Origin of the sequence: Bacillus sp. REN10, from assembly GCF_016820555.1 — a bacterium.
Taxonomy (GTDB): domain Bacteria; phylum Bacillota; class Bacilli; order Bacillales; family Domibacillaceae; genus Bacillus_CE.
In genome coordinates this window covers 117,513-135,758 of the sequence record NZ_JADHDW010000006.1, presented here as the reverse complement: position 1 = coordinate 135,758, position 18,246 = coordinate 117,513, and the positions used below count along the sequence as shown (strand labels likewise).

Below are 18,246 nucleotides of genomic sequence, written 5' to 3'. Positions count from 1 at the left end.
TTATTTTGTTTACTATTTTGCTACAGAATATAACGAGTCTACTTTATATCCTTTTGCTTTATAGTAGTCTAAAATACCATAATAAATCGCTTTCGCAGCTGCGTTTTGCCAGTAGTCAGATCTTAGCTTCTCATTATCGTTCTTGTTGTCAATGAAGCCTAGTTCTAATAACGTCGCCGGCATACTGTTCTCGCGAATTACGTGCAGACTCTTTGTTTTGACGCCACGATCATTTAATTTCCAGGCAGCCACTAAGCGCTGTTGAATCTTCGTTGCTAGCAATTTACTATCTGCTGTATGTGGATTCGTTCTAGAAGCATAGTAATATGTTTCTGTTCCGCTAGCCGATCCATTCGCTGCGTTGGCATGAATGCTGACAAATGTGTTTCCTTTGACCGCTTGCGCATAGCTGACACGGCCGCTAAGAGTCACATATTTATCGGTAGAACGCGTCATTTTCACTTGGAAAGGTGTTTTCTTGAACAGATTGTTGACCTTTAAACCAGTAGCCAGTACAACGTCTTTTTCATTAATGCCGTAACCAACCGCTCCTGGATCATGTCCGCCGTGACCAGGGTCAAGAACGATTACTTGATTTTTAATGCGCGAATCTACATTGCTTGTCGGTGGCGGTGGTGGCGGAGGATTCGTTGCGCCCCCTGATGAACCTTTACCATCTAAGTAGTTTCCATGCACAAAACCTTGAATAGAATCAGCTTTTATGTAATACCATGCTCCCACTGAGAAGGCACCTTTCACAGCTTTTCCTTTATTTAATGCAGCGATTTTAGGATAGGCTGAATTAGGGCCGGTTCTGACATTCAAGTCATCTGTATTGACGGTTAAATTTTGATCGAACTCAATGGCAACTCCATCCACTCGGAACTCTGGATTAATAGCCCTTGCCAAAAAGGTGGAAAAATCAGCGCGAATGATTTGGTTCGATGCACCAAAAGACCCATCTCCTAAACCTTGAGCAATCCCTCTAGAAATGAGAGCTTGCGCTGCTCCACCGCTCGTGTTATTGAATGGGTAGCCGAACGCTTTACTGATCATGATCGCCATTTCGCCGCGAGTAACGACTTTGTAAGGCTCAAAGTTTCCATTACCATAGCCGGAAACAATGCCTCGATCAACAGCCGATTGAATATAACCAGAAGCAAACATGCTTGCCCCCACATCTTTAAAGCTAGTTGCACGCTGTGTGCCATTTAATTGCAAAGCGCGGCCAATTAAACTGACGGCTTCGGCACGAGTAACCTTTTTATCCGGGTTAAATTCACTGCCTCCCCCTTGCGCAATGCCCCCTTGAGCTAAATAATTAATCTCTTTAGCTGCGCGGTATGAATCAGGCACATCTGAAAAAGTACTAGCAAATGCGGTACTTTTACTACTTAACATAGGAATGACTAAAAGAAACGACAAAAAGACTAAAAAAGCCCTCTTCTTCACACTCCTACCTCCCTTCTTATTTGCCTTCATTCTAACATATCTCTTTTAAAATCAAATCCCCTTCTATTAAACTATTAATAATTTTACAAGCAATAATGCGATAAAATCAGTAGTTTATGGATTGTATTACCAAAAAAATTTAATATTTGTAACGCGAATGAAATGTTTAGAAATAACTGAAATTTCTTGTTTATTCTCGCTTTTACGCGATTCACATGTTTTATTTACATGATTTGTTTTATAATGAGGGGATACGAATAAACAGGAACGGAGGGCCTATCTATGGATGAAAACAGTGAATTATTTAACGAAAAATTGGATGCTTTCGGTTCAGAATTACAGCTGGAGCTCAGTCCATCCTTGCCAAAAGATCGAGGCATTGTAGACGACGGGTTGGAGCTGTTTGAACATGATTATGTGCAAATTAATATGATGTCAGAAAAACTGATATCTGGCTCCGTTTTAACGGATGAAGAGCTGTATAAGGTAGCACTTGATCTAGAGTTTCCCTCATTCAGCACTTGTTCTTGTTCGGAAGATTCTTGGTGTTCTCATCAAGTTGCCGTCTTCCTTCAAGTATATGAAGATGTAAAGACGACAGACGAGTGGCTGGAAAATTGGCTTTCTCCTAAAACAAATTTAACGTCCATTCCAGGTGTGATGAGAGCGAGTGATCTGTTGCACAGCCGAATCACAGCAGAAGATGGCCCGAACGCTTGGACGGCTAATATCGAGAAACAGATTCACAAACACTTGTCCTCAAGAACCCTTGTCTCCAATCCGTATTCCATCGAATTTGCAGGCAGACAAGTACTGGAGACGCTTTTGAAGCAAAAACCTTCTAAGCGGGAATGGCAGCCGTTATATGAGCTGTATGCCCATGTTGGTTTATTCGTCTATATGGTGAAATTATTTAACGGCAAGAATATTGCGCCTGAAGTGCTGTTTCGGTCAGGGACCGCTTTTTTATATTATTTAGTGGAAGAAGCGGCAGATGCCGCAGCAAGCATCAGTGTCCACGCCCTCCCTTTTGAATTTGATGACTATATTCATTATTTACAGCAAGAGACAGCCGGGATGATGTCAACCGAATGGCATGTGTTTGCGGAACAGCGCATTGATCTGTATCGCTATTTATGGAATGACCTGTTCAAGCGGGAAGCATGGCGAAAAGAGGAGCGACTGCGCTTAGAACGTCAGCTTAGCGAACAGCCAAATACCGCCCTTTTCATCGCTTATTTGCATCAGCTACTGCTGGCCAATCAGCTTGATTTATTTATGAAAACAGCGAATAAAATGGAAGAAGACATGCTGGACTATTATATGTTTTGGCTACATGACGCCTTTTCCTTAAAGCAATATGAGAAGGTCCGGGCACTCTTAACCTTGATCGAACAAAAGCTGGAACCTTATTTGCAGCAATTAGGAGACAGCTTGCAATGCCGGCGATTTGTCAACTGGCTGCTCACTTATTGTGACCGGGACTGGCTGATGGCGAAAGAGCCGCTCTTGTATCGAAGTTTGCTTGAGCGTATGCTTCCCTTTAGCTATTTGGATTTAAGCATGTATTTGCTAAATCTGGGGCAAATCCAAGAATGGGTCGAACTGCAATCATGGATCAATTATGATTTAATAGAGCTTGATCAAGTCGGCTTAAAAGAAGCGCAAAAACTCGCGCCCGAAGACGTGCTACCTCTCTATCATCACGGAATTGATGAGTTAGTGAGCCAGCGCAACCGGGATAGCTATAAAAAAGCGGTCCGCTACTTAAAGCGACTGCGGACATTATATAAAAAGTTAAAGCGGACAGACCGCTGGGAACAATATATCACGATACTCTTAGAAGAAACGAAGCGGTTGCGGGCATTTCAAGAAGAGTGTAGAAAGGGTAAACTAATCGATGTTTAAAACGAGAACGATGATGATCCGTATGGCCTTGATCGAACATACGAAGTTTTTTCTCTATGCAGAGAACCAATCCGGCATCTATCTCCCGCCTGAACAGTGGGTGAAGCAGCTGTTTTTGCAGCATGAGGACAGCTTTTACGGCTCGCGGCTATCGCAAGCGAACTACGAAGGCAAAAACGGCGTGTTGCTTTCCGCTTGGCAGTGGGTCACTTTATTTCAAAGTGAACAATTTAATCGCTTCATTCATTGGGAATGGGATGAACTGTGTCACTTTAGCTTAGCTGCGGCTCCCATTCTGTATGAAACGATCGTAGATGGCGACTTTTCACCTGATTTCAAAGAAGAAGGCATTCAATGGAAAGTGCCGGATGCGGTGTGGGATGAATTCTCTCATTCCTTTTGGGAAGAACATGTGGTAGACGTCAGTAACCGTGAACTAGTAACGGTGCTCTTCCAACACTGTGCGGAGGAAGTCTTTCAACGTGCAACGAATCATCAGCGGCTCCATCAGCTGGCAGCGGCAACATTTACCCCTGAGGAGCTCAATCGTTATTTTGACCATGCTCGCTTTCGGGAATGGATCGGCAAAGAAGAGAGCGAGATCCCTTTTCATGTGGGCCTTCGACTAACAGAGCCAGCAGAAGACGGAGAGGATTGGACGCTTGAAACCGTGCTGATTCATCAACAGAAAGAAGAAAAAATCTATCCGCTCAACGGACGGATACCGAAAAGCTGGGCACCTTTTCTGCAGGAAGCAGAGAAAGAACAAGCCCGCTGGCTGCGATTATTCCCTTGGTTAGAAGACCATGGCGAGTTGCGAGCGCTTCTCTCTGAAGAATTGGCGTTTTTATTTCTGACAGAAGCAAGCGAGAAGTTGATGCAGCTTGGCATTCACATCTTGCTGCCGTCTTGGTGGGAATCGGTCCGCAAAGCTTCGCTGTCCTTATCGGCGAAAGTATCATCACAAAGCGCCAGTCACCGCCCTTCCTTCGTCGGACTGCAAGCAATACTCGATTTCAACTGGCGCTTATCGATGAACGGGGCTGAGTTATCGGAGGAGGAGTTTGACAAGCTGACAGAAGCCAATCGTCGCCTCGTGAAAGTGAACGGTGAATGGATTCAGCTCGACCCGGAGATGGTCCGCAAAATTCAAGGGCTGATGCGAAAAGCGAAGAAAGAAGGGCTTCGCTTGCAAGATTTGCTCGAGCAAGAGCTAATGCCTGAAGAAATGCCGGCAGATGAGATGCTCGATCCGCGCCTTTTCGCGCAAATTCAAATTGATTTAAACCGCTCGTTCAAAAAGATGATCGCTCAGCTCAAAGATGTATCCTCGATTCCGCTTGAACCGGCTCCTGCTAAGCTTGAAGCAGAGTTAAGGCCGTATCAGCAGTTCGGGATGAGCTGGATGCTGTTTCTGCGCTCCTGCGGGTTTGGTGCATGTCTAGCGGATGATATGGGACTTGGGAAAACGATTCAATTGATTTCCTACTTGCTTCATGTGAAGGAGCGGGAACGAACACAGTCACCTGCTTTAATTATTTGTCCGACATCGGTGCTCGGTAACTGGCAAAAGGAATTAGAACGGTTTGCCCCCGATTTGCGCGTGCTGCTTCATTACGGAAGCAATCGCGAGCAGGAAGAGGCGTTTCAAACCATGATCCAAGACATGGACGTGGTGCTCACCTCCTACGGTTTATCTCATCTTGATTTCGACACTCTTTCAGCGGTGGAATGGAGCACTGTGGCTCTAGATGAAGCACAAAATATTAAAAACGCGCACACGAAGCAATCAAGAGCGATCCGCAAACTGAAAGGAAAGCATCATGTCGCCTTAACAGGAACGCCAATGGAAAACCGCTTATCGGAACTATGGGCCATCTTTGACTTTACGAATCGCGGCTATTTAAACAGTTTGCAGCAATTCCAAAAAAATTATATTGTCCCGATTGAAAAAGACAATAGTAAAGAGAAAGTGGCTGTGCTACAAGCGAAAATCCGGCCATTTTTGCTGCGCCGAACGAAAACGGACCCAGAGGTGGAACTCAATTTGCCGGATAAGCTCGAACAAAAAGAGTATTGTCCGTTAACGGTGGAACAAGCGGTGCTTTATGAACAGCTTGTTCATGAAACGATGGAGGAAATCAGTAAACTATCCGCCTTCGAACGGCGCGGGCTAATCTTGCAAATGCTCAATAAAATTAAGCAGCTTTGCAACCATCCTTCCCTCTACTTGAAAGAAGAATTGCCAGAGCATATTGTTGAACGTTCCGAGAAAATGAATAAGCTCATGGAACTTGTTGAAAACATTGTCGAGCGAAAAGAAGCCTGTTTAATTTTCACTCAATACATCGGTATGGGCGAAATGATTCAGCAAGAGATTGAAAGGCGATTCGGTTTAACCGTTCCGTTTTTAAACGGCAGCACATCAAAAGATCAGCGGGACCAGTTAGTGAGAAAGTTTCAAGAAGGAGAGTTCCCCATCTTTTTGCTTTCGTTAAAAGCAGGCGGCACTGGACTCAATTTAACCGCAGCGAATCACGTCATTCACTATGATCGCTGGTGGAACCCAGCCGTAGAAAATCAGGCGACCGACCGCGCCTATCGAATTGGGCAAAAGCGCTTCGTTCATGTGCATAAAATGATTACAACTGGAACATTAGAGGAAAAAATTGATAGTATGCTGGAGAAAAAGCAGGCATTAAACGATGAAATCATTACGAGCGACCAATGGATCACCGAATTATCGGATCAAGATTTACAAGCTCTGTTAACATTAACATAATGGATAGCCGGTTCTTGAGGAGAAGAACCGGCTATGACGTTTGAGGCGGCAATTGAGGTTCTGTTATGTTGCGCAGAGCTTTTCAGCTTCATATGAGGAGAGGCATGATCATTTATGAACACGGAATGGTTGGTTGATTTTGCGGTTGTTCTTGGAGGTAAAGTTGCTCTAATTTCGCTACTCGTTCTTCTAATTCGCGGATTTTTACTAACGCTTTACCGAGGCAATAGGTCATTTCTTCTACTCTTCTCTCATCTGTCTTGTCGGATTGCAACATCTTTTTTTCTCCCTTATGGTATGGTCAAAATCGGTAACATGTTAGACTCTATGGAATCGTTTCGTTTCTTGTCTAAAAAACGAATGGTGTTGACGATCACTTCCGTCACATATACCCGCCTGCCATCTTTGTCGTCATAATTGCGGGTTTGAATGTTTCCAAGCACCCCAACAAGTGAACCTTTCCGGCAATACTTCGCCGTGTTCTCAGCGGATTTGTTCCAGATGGTGCAGTAAATAAAATCGGTCTGTGACAGGCCCTCTTGGTTTCGATAGGGGCGATTAACAGCTAAGGTGATATTTAATAAGGCTCTGCCGTCTGCTATAAAGCGAATCTCGGGATCTTTTGTCAACCGGCCAACAAGTGTCACCTGATTAATAATGATTGTTTCCTCCTTTCTCCTAAGATGGCTTTATCATACTGTAACGTTTCAAAAGAAGTAAACTTGAGATATTATCCATTTACAGCGTCATATATAATGCCAAGCTGCTCTTTAGAAACAGAAACTAACCTTTCCTGCATATGAAACATAAGAAATCCTTAAGTTTTCATATGCAGGAAAGCTCATGTTTTGGATATTTTTAGGTACATGGTATAATTTTGTTAAAACAGAAAGGAGAGTTACCTTTCATGAAAACCTTTAAAATTGCAGGATTTTTTCTGAATAAGGACGAACAGCTGCAAGAAATTACACTCATTGATGGCTTAATCATTAATAAAGAAGACGATAAACGGACATGGCTGATTGAATTATTTGTCAATAAAGACGATGAATCATTTTTCTTGGACTGTCAAAAGCGCGAAGGGGACATGAATGTCCAAATATTAATTTCACACCGGAATAACGACCCAGCCGTCTTTCTCGCTGAGATGCGCGATATGAAAATGCTCGATGGCGGAATCAGCATTCTTCTTGAAGGAAGATTACAACAAATGCGAAATGAATATGCGAAACAAGTACTGGAAAGTTTAATTCATAAAGGGGTAGAAGGCAATGATTTAATCGAGGCTTTCAATCAATCTCTTCAGCGGCGCCGAAATATTCCGACCATCAGCGAAAAGAAATAAGAGTCACTCCACAATGTGGAGTGACTCTTTAATGTATGCTAGACGAGAGTAATTCATCTTGTCCCGTTTCAATGGTTTGTTGAAGCTTTTGGATAATATACTCAATATCTTGCTTACTATAGGATCGGTCAGGTAGGTCCTGATCGTACACATGATAGTAAAGAAGAGCAGCAATCGTTAATTCTTTTTCATCAGCTGGACTTAATTGTTCTTTTTTTTTAGCTGCTCCGTTAAGAAGTCGATATAGAACTTCGCTTCCGCTTTATAGGAATAATCGTAATCTGTTCCAAGCTGCTTCTGCAGCTGATCTAATGTGTCAATTTGTTCAGGTGTTGGCTCTTCTGAAAAGATCTTTTCAATCACTTCATTTATCTTTGTTGCTAATTCTTCATGAAACTCAGGGCTAGATTTCATCTCGTCACTCACTTTACTGTACCATGAAGAGCTAGTATTAATATATTGTTGCCACTCATTCATAAAGTCCTCAAAATTATAGGCCTTTTCATCCCATAATATTTTCGCCATATATCGCTCAAAGGCTGTGACAATTGAACGTGTGATACTTATTTTAATTCCTTGTGATAAGTCGCTTAACATTGACAATAAGTACCTCCTAGAATGTCCTAGCTGAACTTGGATAAATTGATACTATCTTATACTTTATCACACTGCCAAAGAGTTGACAAAGTTTTTTCTTGAACTGCTCCTTTCAATATTAGGTCTTAGTACTTATTGATGCAAGTAAAAAAAACAGGGGTACAGGCCCTGTTTTTTATTCGTCTTTATTATCCGCATCTTTCATATCGTTTTGATCTTCGATTGGGTCTTCGACTGGTGTATTATTATCTTTTGTCGCATCTCCATCACCTGGTACATTTTTATCTTCTGATTCCGGATTATGCTCGTTATTTAATTCTTCATTGACATCTTCTTGTACGTTGTTACCATCATTATTATCTTGCATATCCGCGTCGTTGTTATCCTGATTATTCATATTTTCCTCGCGATTGTCTTCATCGTTCACCGGATTGTCGTCATTAGGCGGCTCATTGTCATTTCCGCACCCAACCAATAAGGCCGCGACTAAAGCCGAACTTCCAAGCAATTGCAAAAGCTTCTTATACATAGTAAAATCTCCCTTCTTCATTTTTCAATGTCTGTAAGTAGCCTTTCCATCTTTCCGAAAAATATTCAAAAAAAAATAACAAGCAGCCTAAGCTGCTCGTTATTTATTTTAAAGCAAATGTAATTTCAGCTTCACAAGCCAGTTCACCATTCACCGTAGCTACCGCTTTTCCTTTGCCGATGACTCCTCGGAAACGAAGCATCTCCACTTCTAAACGAAGCTGATCGCCCGGGCGAACTTGACGTTTAAAGCGGCACTGATCAATCCCTGCAAAAAAAGCAAGTTTTCCGCGATTTTCTTCTTTAATGAGCATCGCGACCGCTCCTACTTGAGCCAAAGCTTCCACGATTAACACGCCGGGCATCACCGGGTAATCAGGAAAATGACCGTTAAAAAACTCTTCATTCGCTGTCACATTTTTAATGCCGACCGCTCGTTTTCCTTCTTCGACTTCAAGGATTTGATCAATTAATAAAAACGGATAGCGATGCGGAATAATCTCTTTAATTTGTTGAATATCTAACATACTATTTCCCACCTTAAAAAAAGCTGTTATATAGAACCTCTACTAAATGGAACCATGTGTTTGGATCAAATATTTCTATCGGGTTCCCGTCACCAATCACACTGTAGCCAATGATGGCTCCAATTGTTGCCGTTACCCACACAAAAAACATCGTCACGACAAAACGGCCAAGAGGTGTTAATTGTTTTTTTGTTTGTGTTTTTCTTCTTTGTTCAGACAATACATCCAATCCCCTCTAGCGTACGCCGTTGATAAGCCCCATCATTTGGTCAGCGAGAGAAATGGAACGGGACTGGAACTGGTACGAACGTTGAACATTCATTAAATCAACCATTTCCTTCCCCATGTCAACATTTGATTTTTCTAACATGCTTTGCTGTAAGGAGATTGCTCCTCGGTCAGCACCCGTTAAATTTTGCAGTATTTGCTCTTCCGGTACAGCCGGATTATCTGGAAGGGCCAATAAGTTCGAGCCTTTTTGTTCTAAAAACTGCGGCTTATTGATTGTAACGACGCCAAGGTTAAAGGTTTGACCTCCAGCGCGAATTCGACCGCCCGCTTCTAATGTAACGGGACCATTATTCGGATTAAATGTAATCATTTGATTATTTTCATCTAATACCGGTCGACCTTCACTCGTCACGAGCATCACTTCATTTGGATTAATCGGTGTCAGTGAAAAGTTACCATCGCGTGTATAATGGACTTTCCCTTGCCCATTTTCTTGTACGAGCACTTTAAAGAATTGCTTTTCTTTAGAGAACGCAAAGTCGAGCAAGCGTCCCGTTGTGTGTAAGCTTCCTTGTGTGCCTACCATTTGAGACTGAGCGAGTTTCGCTCCGTTTCCCACTCGAATCCCCAGCGGCGTTAATCGGCCCATGTCATTTTGAAACAGGTTATTTACATTTTGATTGATTAATTCAGTGAACGTGGCTTCACGTCTTTTATAGCCATTAGTATCTACGTTACTAATATTATGGCTAATAATATCTAGCTTTTTCTGCAATTGACTTAATGTATTAACAGATGTAATCATCGTCTGATTCATACAGGCTTCCTCCTGAGGTTAGTTCACTCGTCCCACTTCATTAGCGGCCTTTTCCATACTTCTGTCATAAGCAGTCAGTACTTTTTGATTCGCTTCAAACGAACGATAGGCCGTCATCATATCCGTCATCGTGCGCGCTGCATCTGTATTCGATGCTTCTAAAAAGCCTTGCTTCAAGCGGAATTGAATATTATTTTGCGTATAAGCATTCGGAAGCTGACCGTTCTCTAAACGAAACAATCCATCTCCCTGCTTAATTAAAAGGTTAGGATTTTCCGCATAGCCAAGCCCAATTTGCCCAGCAAGCCGTCCTCCTTCTGTAATTCGTCCATCTTCTGTAATGACAAATTCATCCGACGTAAGCTGAATGCGGTTTCCTTGAGGGTCAAGAACATATAAACCGCTTGCTGTCGTTAAATAGCCATCCGCATCTTGTGTGAAATTCCCATTCCGAGTATAGCGTACTTGTCCATCGGCTCCTTGCACTGTGTAAAAAACCATTCCTGCTTGACCTGTCTCTCGGTTAATCGGCGTATTCACATCTAATAGAGCGACATCCGTCTTCAATCCTGTTTCCCGCAAATCTCCCTGCATAAACAACGGCTTCGTTTCTTGCATATATACACCTGTCCCGAGAGCCCCGATCGGTTGCATATTTTTGAAGTGTAACCGTTCTTTTGTTGGTGCGGTTGATTGATCGATTCGCTGCAATAACATTTCAGGAAAGGCCCGCAGAGAGGACTGATCCGCTTTATAACCAGGCGTGTTGGCATTAGACATATTATTCGTTAACATTTCCGTGCGACGCTGTTGAGCAATCATTCCAGACGCAGCTGTATAAAAACCACGAAACATTTCTCCACCTCGATTAATCTACTTGATTCATTTATTATATCATCATTCAGCCAAAACAATAAAAATAATCTATGAGAAATCAGTTAATTTCTTACACATAAAAAACGAGATGGGGGAGCCATCTCGTTCCTATCGATTCATTTAGATTAATTTCTTCTTAGAGATTTTGTCCATGTTTTCAAGCATGATGCCTGTACCAATTGCCACACAGTCCATCGGCGCTTCCGCTACTAATACAGGGACTTTTAATTCCTCGGCAAGAAGGGTATCAATTCCATGAAGAAGAGCGCCACCTCCCGTTAAAATAACCCCGCGGTCGATAATATCCGCTGATAGTTCTGGCGGTGTTTGTTCTAGTACGTCTTTTGCCGCTTGTACAATGACAGCAATCGACTCGCGTAAAGCCAATTCAATTTCTTTTGAATGAACGGTTAATACACGTGGAAGCCCAGAAACCATGTCACGGCCGCGAATTTCCATTTCCTCATGGCGGCTGCCCGGATACACAGTAGCAATATTCTTTTTAATTTCTTCCGCTGTTCTTTCTCCAATTAACAACTTGTATTCTTTCTTAATATAGTTGAGGATTTCCATATCAAAGTTATCACCGGCCATTTTAATAGAAGCAGATGTGACAATCGATCCCATGGATAATACAGCAACATCCGTCGTTCCTCCACCGATATCTACTACCATGTTTCCGCTCGGTTGGAAAATATCCATGCCAGCTCCAATCGCCGCTATTTTCGGCTCTTCTTCTAAATAAACGGTTTTACCACCGCTTTTTTCAGCTGCTTCACGAATCGCTTTTTGCTCAACGCTTGTAATATTTGTCGGACAGCAAATTAAAATGCGTGGCTTAGACATAAGCCCTTTCACATTTAACTTATTGATGAAGTGCTTCAGCATTGCTTCTGTAATATCGAAATCGGCAATGACGCCATCTTTCAACGGACGGATCGCAACAATATTTCCTGGTGTCCGCCCAACCATTCGATGTGCTTCTTCTCCTACAGCCAGTACTTTGTTTGTCGACTTATCAATGGCCACAACTGACGGCTCATTTAATACAATGCCTTGTCCCTTCACATGAATCAACACGTTTGCTGTTCCCAAGTCAATGCCAATATCTTTTGAAATCATTCGGTTAGTCCCCTTTTCATCAAAACTTTTTATTTATTTTGCTGTTAATGAATATGTCAATTATCACATGATACAAGTTTTAGTTTCCCAATGTTCTATTTTAGCACATTTTGACTAAAATTGAGGGGAATTTGTAAATTTTTTATGTTATACTCTCGATATCATCCCAGGAACAGCCTTTCTTACTGCACATCAAAAAATCCGCCAATACTGGCAGATTATGCTCCTTTCTATTTAGTATACGAACGATTTCTCATTGAACCGCTTCTTCTCTGGCATACTTTCTCTTTGTTGCTTCCCCGCCGCGAAGATGCCGAATGGACTTGTGATATTCGAGAATAGATTTCACGCGCTGTGCCAGCTCCGGATGAACCTCTGGTAATCGCTCAGTTAAATCTTTATGGACGGTACTTTTCGACACCCCAAACTCTTTAGCAATTACTCTTACCGTTTTTTTCGTCTCCACGATATACTCTCCGATCTTGATTGTCCTCTCCTTGATGTAATCGTGCACACCGCTCGCCTCCCTCATTGGATGTGAGACATGTGAAATGAGACTCGCATTCGCTTGAATGTAATCATATTGATCCGTATGCAGCCGCTCACACGGAACTTTTTTCGGCAACTAGTCTGCTCTGATTGCTAATAGGTATTTTTTCGTCTAACGATCCCTCACCTCAAACAATCCCTTTGTCTTTGTACAGGTATTATTAACACTATATGAGATGTTTGCCAAAATATGCTTAGAAAAATAAGGGTGGACGATTCCCAGCCATTTATGGACGATTCGAGCCGGATCGTGAACGGTTCCGAGCGATTCGTGGACGATTCACCACTGAGACAGACAAAAAGCAGCCCATTATGAGCCGCTTTTCTCTTCTAGTTGTTCATTTCCGCTATCTGGATTGTCTGTTCCGCTTGTTTCATCTGTTACGTCTGTTTCAGGCGTTTTATCTTCATCTGGTGTTGCCGCTTCTTGAATGGCGGATAATGGTTTGCCAAAGAAGTTTTGTGGATTTAACGCCATTTGATCTTTTCTCACTTCAAAGTGAACGTGGACGCCTGCTTTTTCGTTAAAGAGGCTTTTTCCTGCTTTAGCAATGACATCTCCTTGAGAAACCGTGTCACCTTCTGCCACTTTCATGTCTTTGACGGATTGATAGCTTGTGACAATTCCATTTGCATGTTCAATTTCAATGACATTACCAAGTAAGGAATCTTCCATTACTTTTGTGACTTTTCCGCTTAAAGCTGCCACAACGGCAAATGTTTGGTCATTTTTCATTCCGAATGCGATACCTGTATTTGGCTGATAGGTATTATTGTAGATCACTAGAGAGGCTTCTTGGTCTTTTTCAGATGCTTTCTCTTCGTAAAAGCCTGTCTTCACGACCATCTCGTCTGCGTTTTTCACCGGCTTAATCATTTCTTCAACAGTAGAGTTTACTTCTTCTGCTGGCTGATCAAAGGCTCCTTCCTCAAACACCTCTTCTTGTGAGTTAAACCCTTGCTCCTTGTCTACTCCAGCCATTTGGTACCAAATAATTCCTGAAATTAATAGTGCGGCACTCATTAAGTAGACGGCAGGAAATACCCAACGTTTCTTGAAAAATTGCTGAATTTTTTGGGGGATTGGTTTCTTTTCTCCCTTTCTCATGTTCATCACCTCAGCAATCAGTGTGAACAGATTCCTGCCAAACTATACATGGTCATTGGGAAATTTTTTATTTTTCCTCAAAACGTAAAAAAAATGCCACAACCTTGAAAAAAAGTTCAAAATAAAACATGATAAAATGGTTAAAAAAGGTGGTGACGCATATGAAGATGATCGCCAGAGGTTTGTCCACGATAGCCCCTTTGCTTTATATAGTTGCTGTCTGGATGATGTCTAGTTTGCCTCATGATGCGATTGTTTCGCTTCCACAAAACGAAATAGACCGTTTATTTAAAGAATCTCTGCATTTAATTGAATTTGCTGTATTGTATGGACTGATCGTCAATGCCTTATTAGCAAATGGCCGATTTACGAGTGCAACCAATGTAGCCGCTGCTCTGATCGCTTGCTTTTACGGATTCATCGATGAAATTCATCAAGCCTTTATTCCGTATCGCTCGGCCTCTATCATTGATGCAGTGAAAGATGTGACGGGGGTATTGGTCTGTTACTTTCTTGTCAATTATAAATATTTTCAGCGCCCCTCAAGCCGAATTCATCAATGGATGCATAAATTCAGCCATTGGGTGAGCTCTTAACACTCCTTGTTGTCTATGAAGCGATAAGGAGTTATTTTTTAGCTGTGGTGATGTCATTCATATATTGACTGGCTTGATCGATTTTGATTTGCTGGTAGTAATGCTGGATGATTTGCTGATAAGTCTTGCCTTCCTTCGCCATTCCATTCGCTCCATATTGACTCATACCGACCCCGTGGCCATAGCCTTTCGTCGAGATCAGCACTTCATTCCCTTGCACGATCCAACTAAAATCAGTAGAAGGCAACTGCAGCTTTTCTCGCACTTCTCTGCCGGAGAGTTCTTTGTCGCCGATCTTCACTTTCGCAATCCGCTTTCCAGGTGTTCGTTCTATAATCGTTCCCACCTCTTCGCCTCCCTTCACGAAAACGCCCAGCTTGCGTTCAAATTCACGAAGAGACAATCGTGTTTGGGAACGGTATTTAGGTGATTGTTGATCCCAGGGACTTTCGACGCTTTTCAAATAAGGAAGCGGCTGATCCCAGTAGTCCTCTGAATTTTCTGTGTAGCCGTTGCTCGTGGAGAAAAAAGAAGCGGTAATCGGGGCGCCATTGTAAGTAATGATCTGTCCTTCTGTGTCTTTCACGGCTTCATTGATCTTTTTCCATTTCCATGAAAAATCATTTCCCCAAAGCTGCTCAAGCTCTTCTTTCGTTTTAAATACTTGGTGGTTCACTGTGTCGGTGACATGGGCTTGGCCATTGTTCACCGTCTTTCCCTTCCTCATATGCTGAATGATAAATGTGCGGGCTGTTAATGCTTGCGCCTTGAGCGCCTCTTTCTCAAACTCCGCAGGCATCTCAGAGGCGACCACACCCGCCACGTATTGCTCGAGGGGAAAGTTTTCTGTTTGACTAGTTCCTGAGCGAAATACGGCCACTTCGACCGCCGGCTCTTCGGCAGGGGCATTCGGTGTCGTTTTGTTCGTTTCTTTCATTGCTCCCTTCTCTTCGTCTTTAGAAGAAAAAGAGAGAACGAGCAAGGAAGGAATCACGATAGCTGTAAAGAATAGGGCAACCATAACAAACCATATAGAGTGACGTCGTTTTTCCATTCATCCGAGGCCTCCATTGATAGATTGAGCAAATCGCTCAATAGTATAACTATGGGGAGAGATGGAGAATTATCACGAAAAAAGATTCCTTTTTTATGAATAAAAACGAGGCAGTCTGTGTAATAATAGCAATAGTAACAACTTATATGCCAAAATAAAAAAGAGCCTAACTGTTCACTAGTCAGGCCCTTTATGATCATTAAGCTTTAATATCTGTCACAACTTTTTCAACCGCTGTTTCTTCTTCACTCACACGTGTAATGTCTGCGCCAAGCGCCGCCAATTTGCCATGGAAATTTACATATCCGCGATCTAAATGCTTCAATTCCGTTACACGAGTATAGCCATCTCCAATTAATCCAGCAACGATTAACGCAGCAGCCGCACGAAGATCGGTAGCAGCTACTTCCGCTCCTTGAATGGTTGAAGGTCCATTAATCACTACAGAGCGGCCTTCGATTTTAATATTAGCATTCATGCGACGGAATTCTTCTACATGCATAAAACGGTTTTCAAACACGGTTTCCGTAATGATGCTTGTGCCTTCCGCTTTTAAAGCTAATGCCATCATTTGTGACTGCATATCTGTTGGGAAGCCAGGATGAGGCATTGTTTTAATATCAACGGCTTTTAATGTTTCAGGTCCGATTACACGAAGACCCTCTTCTTCTTCGATCACTTGCACGCCCATTTCTTTCAGCTTAGCAATTAAAGAAGACATATGTTCAGGAACAGCATTTTGAATAAGTACGTTTCCGCCTGTAATCGCTGCAGCTGTCATAAATGTACCGGCTTCAATACGGTCAGGGATAATCGCGTGGTCCGCGCCATGAAGTTCTTCTACCCCTTCAATCCGGATCGTTCCTGTACCTGCACCAACGACTTTTGCGCCCATTTTGTTGAGCAAGTTCGCTAAGTCAACAATTTCTGGCTCTTTTGCACAGTTTTCAAGCACCGTTGTGCCTTCTGCTAATGTAGCGGCCATTAAAATATTTTCTGTTGCCCCTACGCTTGGGAAATCTAAATAAATTTTAGCCCCTTTTAAACGTTTGCTGACTTCTGCTTCAATGAAACCATTTTCCACGCGAACGACAGCACCCATGGCTTCAAATCCTTTTAAATGCTGATCAATTGGACGTGAGCCAATCGCACAGCCTCCAGGAAGTGCCACACGAGCTTTCCCTGTGCGAGCTAATAACGAACCCATGACTAATACAGACGCTCTCATTTTGCGTACATATTCAAAAGGCGCCTCAACAAATAATTCATTAGATGCATCAACCACTACGGTGTTGTTTTCAAATGTGACATGACAGTTTAAATGACGTAACACTTCATTTATTGTATATACATCAGAGAGAGTCGGTACATCCCGAATCACACTCTTTCCTTTACTAGCTAATAATGTAGCGGCGATTACTGGCAGAACTGAATTTTTTGCTCCTTCTACTTTCACAGTTCCGCTTAACTTTTGTCCGCCGCGGACGATAATTTTATCCAAGGTATTCCCCTCCGCGTCCAGTTTATATATTAATATTCAGTCGTGATGATCGGCGTGCCTATTACAAAGTTTGTCTTAGCACCCGATCCGTTTTTTCTTAACCCAATTTGTATGTTCATTTGATGTAATGGCAACGGAAGGTCTTGTTCGAACCGCTCTGAATATGCTGACATAGAATAAAAATCTTCTTCAGAAACAACTTCCAATTCCCTCGCTTTCCAGCCATTGATTAATCCAGAAAACTCATTTGACAAAACTTCTTTAATTTTACCATCAAAACTTCCTTTTACACAAGTAAAAACTCGAGTAGAATCTTGGGAAAATTGTGAATAAATTTTCACAAATTCCCTTTTCATAAAAGTTTTGATTCGCTGCTCATCTGTAGAAGTAATCGTATACAGAAGAAAATAATGACCATCCTGCTGGCCTGAAGATACGATTTGAAGCTTTTGATGCAGCTTTTCTGTTGACTGGTGAGCAGTAAGCACTTCTTGATCCTCTTTGGCATTCATCGTAAATGTCCACTCAGATAAATATTGTTGAAGTTTTAAAGCGACTTCTTTCATTTCTTGTTTGTTTAAACGTTCACGCGTATGTACGGTCCATTCTTCAATGCGTCCATTTTCCTTTTGTACGTCTTCTGTCAGCCGCAACAAATCATTCGAATGAGACTCTGCAATAATGTCATTCCCGTAAACCATCACCATGAAACTCATTAACATAACAATTGTCATCGCTCTACTCATTTTCATTCTACTCATCTCCTTATCTGCTAGTATGACCTAGTAGATAAGAAACATACGAGAATTTGAACGACAAATGATCGAAGAAATCGACTTTCTCTTGTTCAATGCTTCACTTAATAGAAAAACAGAAAAACTCTCTAAAAAGATCATATACAAAATCCAAAAAAATTCAACGTGAAAGAAGTACTATCTATTGAAATTCCGAAAAAAATTATTGAAATAACAGGGGCAATTGACGGGACCATAAGAAGTAATCAAGGAAGAAGTTGCTAACCGCAGATCCGATTGCAATCGATAATAAAACAAATAACAGCCTTGCTTGAAACACGTGATTTGCCTTGATGATTTGTTCATATCTAACCGCTTGTAACGCCCAAAAAGACAAACCAATAAACACAATATGAGACAGTATACTGATCAATGCCTCTTGTCCGAAATCAGAAACCATGCCCTACACCTCCCATGTTATTAATGATACATCAAAAACCTTCCGAATACGGAAGGTTT

Annotated in this window: 20 protein-coding genes; 4 read left to right on the top strand and 16 right to left on the bottom strand. The window is 42.1% G+C overall.

The features are described from left to right. Window positions 1-12: 12 nt before the first annotated feature. A complete protein-coding gene (locus IRB43_RS11015; protein WP_343070858.1) occupies window positions 13-1,452 on the bottom strand; it encodes an N-acetylmuramoyl-L-alanine amidase in 1,440 nt (479 codons plus the stop codon). A 282-nt stretch (window positions 1,453-1,734) separates the two neighbouring features. Between IRB43_RS11015 and IRB43_RS11010 the strand changes: the two genes are divergently transcribed. Together IRB43_RS11010 and IRB43_RS11005 are read left to right on the top strand one after the other, a co-directional pair. Continuing rightward, a complete protein-coding gene (locus IRB43_RS11010) occupies window positions 1,735-3,360 on the top strand; it encodes an SWIM zinc finger family protein (protein WP_203363520.1) in 1,626 nt (541 codons plus the stop codon). Beyond that, window positions 3,353-6,142, top strand: a complete 2,790-nt coding sequence (locus IRB43_RS11005) for a DEAD/DEAH box helicase (RefSeq protein WP_203363519.1) — start codon at window positions 3,353-3,355, stop codon at window positions 6,140-6,142. The genes IRB43_RS11010 and IRB43_RS11005 overlap by 8 nt, the downstream gene beginning before the upstream one ends. A gap of 112 nt (window positions 6,143-6,254) precedes the next feature. Here the strand turns inward: IRB43_RS11005 and IRB43_RS11000 are convergent, their stop codons facing one another. Next, on the bottom strand, window positions 6,255-6,419 hold the full coding sequence (locus tag IRB43_RS11000) for a hypothetical protein (RefSeq protein WP_203363518.1): 165 nt from the start codon (window positions 6,417-6,419) through the stop codon (window positions 6,255-6,257). A gap of 13 nt (window positions 6,420-6,432) precedes the next feature. Further along, entirely contained in the window at window positions 6,433-6,801 is a 369-nt protein-coding gene (locus IRB43_RS10995) for a single-stranded DNA-binding protein (RefSeq protein WP_203363549.1), read from the bottom strand. A gap of 248 nt (window positions 6,802-7,049) precedes the next feature. On the opposite strand from IRB43_RS10995, the gene IRB43_RS10990 reads away from it, so the two are divergent. Continuing rightward, a complete protein-coding gene (locus tag IRB43_RS10990; protein WP_203363517.1) occupies window positions 7,050-7,487 on the top strand; it encodes a YwpF family protein in 438 nt (145 codons plus the stop codon). Between the two features lie 201 nt (window positions 7,488-7,688). On the opposite strand, the gene IRB43_RS10985 is transcribed toward IRB43_RS10990, so the two are convergent. The 9 genes from IRB43_RS10985 to spoIIQ form a co-directional block, all read right to left on the bottom strand. After that, complete coding sequence (locus IRB43_RS10985; protein WP_203363548.1) at window positions 7,689-8,084, bottom strand: hypothetical protein; 396 nt, start codon at window positions 8,082-8,084, stop codon at window positions 7,689-7,691. Between the two features lie 175 nt (window positions 8,085-8,259). Continuing rightward, on the bottom strand, window positions 8,260-8,613 hold the full coding sequence (locus IRB43_RS10980) for a hypothetical protein (RefSeq protein WP_203363516.1): 354 nt from the start codon (window positions 8,611-8,613) through the stop codon (window positions 8,260-8,262). Between the two features lie 103 nt (window positions 8,614-8,716). Next, window positions 8,717-9,139, bottom strand: coding sequence for a 3-hydroxyacyl-ACP dehydratase FabZ (gene fabZ, locus IRB43_RS10975; RefSeq protein ID WP_095480873.1), 423 nt, complete (start codon window positions 9,137-9,139; stop codon window positions 8,717-8,719). A gap of 13 nt (window positions 9,140-9,152) precedes the next feature. Beyond that, window positions 9,153-9,359, bottom strand: a complete 207-nt coding sequence (locus tag IRB43_RS10970) for a DNA-directed RNA polymerase subunit beta (RefSeq protein WP_203363515.1) — start codon at window positions 9,357-9,359, stop codon at window positions 9,153-9,155. 15 nt (window positions 9,360-9,374) lie between these two features. Then, window positions 9,375-10,187: a flagellar hook-basal body protein gene (locus tag IRB43_RS10965; protein ID WP_203363514.1), complete on the bottom strand. Its 813-nt coding sequence runs from the start codon at window positions 10,185-10,187 to the stop codon at window positions 9,375-9,377. An 18-nt stretch (window positions 10,188-10,205) separates the two neighbouring features. Beyond that, window positions 10,206-11,042 (bottom strand): flagellar hook-basal body protein, encoded by an 837-nt coding sequence (locus IRB43_RS10960; protein ID WP_203363513.1) that lies wholly within the window; start codon window positions 11,040-11,042, stop codon window positions 10,206-10,208. Between the two features lie 141 nt (window positions 11,043-11,183). Beyond that, complete coding sequence (gene mreB / locus IRB43_RS10955) at window positions 11,184-12,185, bottom strand: rod shape-determining protein (protein ID WP_203363512.1); 1,002 nt, start codon at window positions 12,183-12,185, stop codon at window positions 11,184-11,186. Window positions 12,186-12,438: 253 nt separating this feature from the next. Further along, entirely contained in the window at window positions 12,439-12,699 is a 261-nt protein-coding gene (spoIIID, locus tag IRB43_RS10950; RefSeq protein WP_203363547.1) for a sporulation transcriptional regulator SpoIIID, read from the bottom strand. Window positions 12,700-13,044: 345 nt separating this feature from the next. After that, complete coding sequence (gene spoIIQ, locus IRB43_RS10945; RefSeq protein WP_203363511.1) at window positions 13,045-13,842, bottom strand: stage II sporulation protein SpoIIQ; 798 nt, start codon at window positions 13,840-13,842, stop codon at window positions 13,045-13,047. A gap of 161 nt (window positions 13,843-14,003) precedes the next feature. On the opposite strand from spoIIQ, the gene IRB43_RS10940 reads away from it, so the two are divergent. Continuing rightward, a complete protein-coding gene (locus IRB43_RS10940) occupies window positions 14,004-14,438 on the top strand; it encodes a VanZ family protein (protein ID WP_203363510.1) in 435 nt (144 codons plus the stop codon). 31 nt (window positions 14,439-14,469) lie between these two features. On the opposite strand, the gene spoIID is transcribed toward IRB43_RS10940, so the two are convergent. The 4 genes from spoIID to IRB43_RS10920 form a co-directional block, all read right to left on the bottom strand. Then, window positions 14,470-15,492, bottom strand: a complete 1,023-nt coding sequence (gene spoIID, locus IRB43_RS10935; RefSeq protein WP_203363509.1) for a stage II sporulation protein D — start codon at window positions 15,490-15,492, stop codon at window positions 14,470-14,472. A gap of 199 nt (window positions 15,493-15,691) precedes the next feature. After that, on the bottom strand, window positions 15,692-16,993 hold the full coding sequence (gene murA / locus IRB43_RS10930) for a UDP-N-acetylglucosamine 1-carboxyvinyltransferase (protein WP_203363508.1): 1,302 nt from the start codon (window positions 16,991-16,993) through the stop codon (window positions 15,692-15,694). Between the two features lie 29 nt (window positions 16,994-17,022). After that, a complete protein-coding gene (locus IRB43_RS10925) occupies window positions 17,023-17,745 on the bottom strand; it encodes a YwmB family TATA-box binding protein (RefSeq protein ID WP_203363507.1) in 723 nt (240 codons plus the stop codon). Window positions 17,746-17,950: 205 nt separating this feature from the next. Then, window positions 17,951-18,187: a DUF1146 family protein gene (locus tag IRB43_RS10920; RefSeq protein WP_203363506.1), complete on the bottom strand. Its 237-nt coding sequence runs from the start codon at window positions 18,185-18,187 to the stop codon at window positions 17,951-17,953. Window positions 18,188-18,246: the final 59 nt, after the last annotated feature.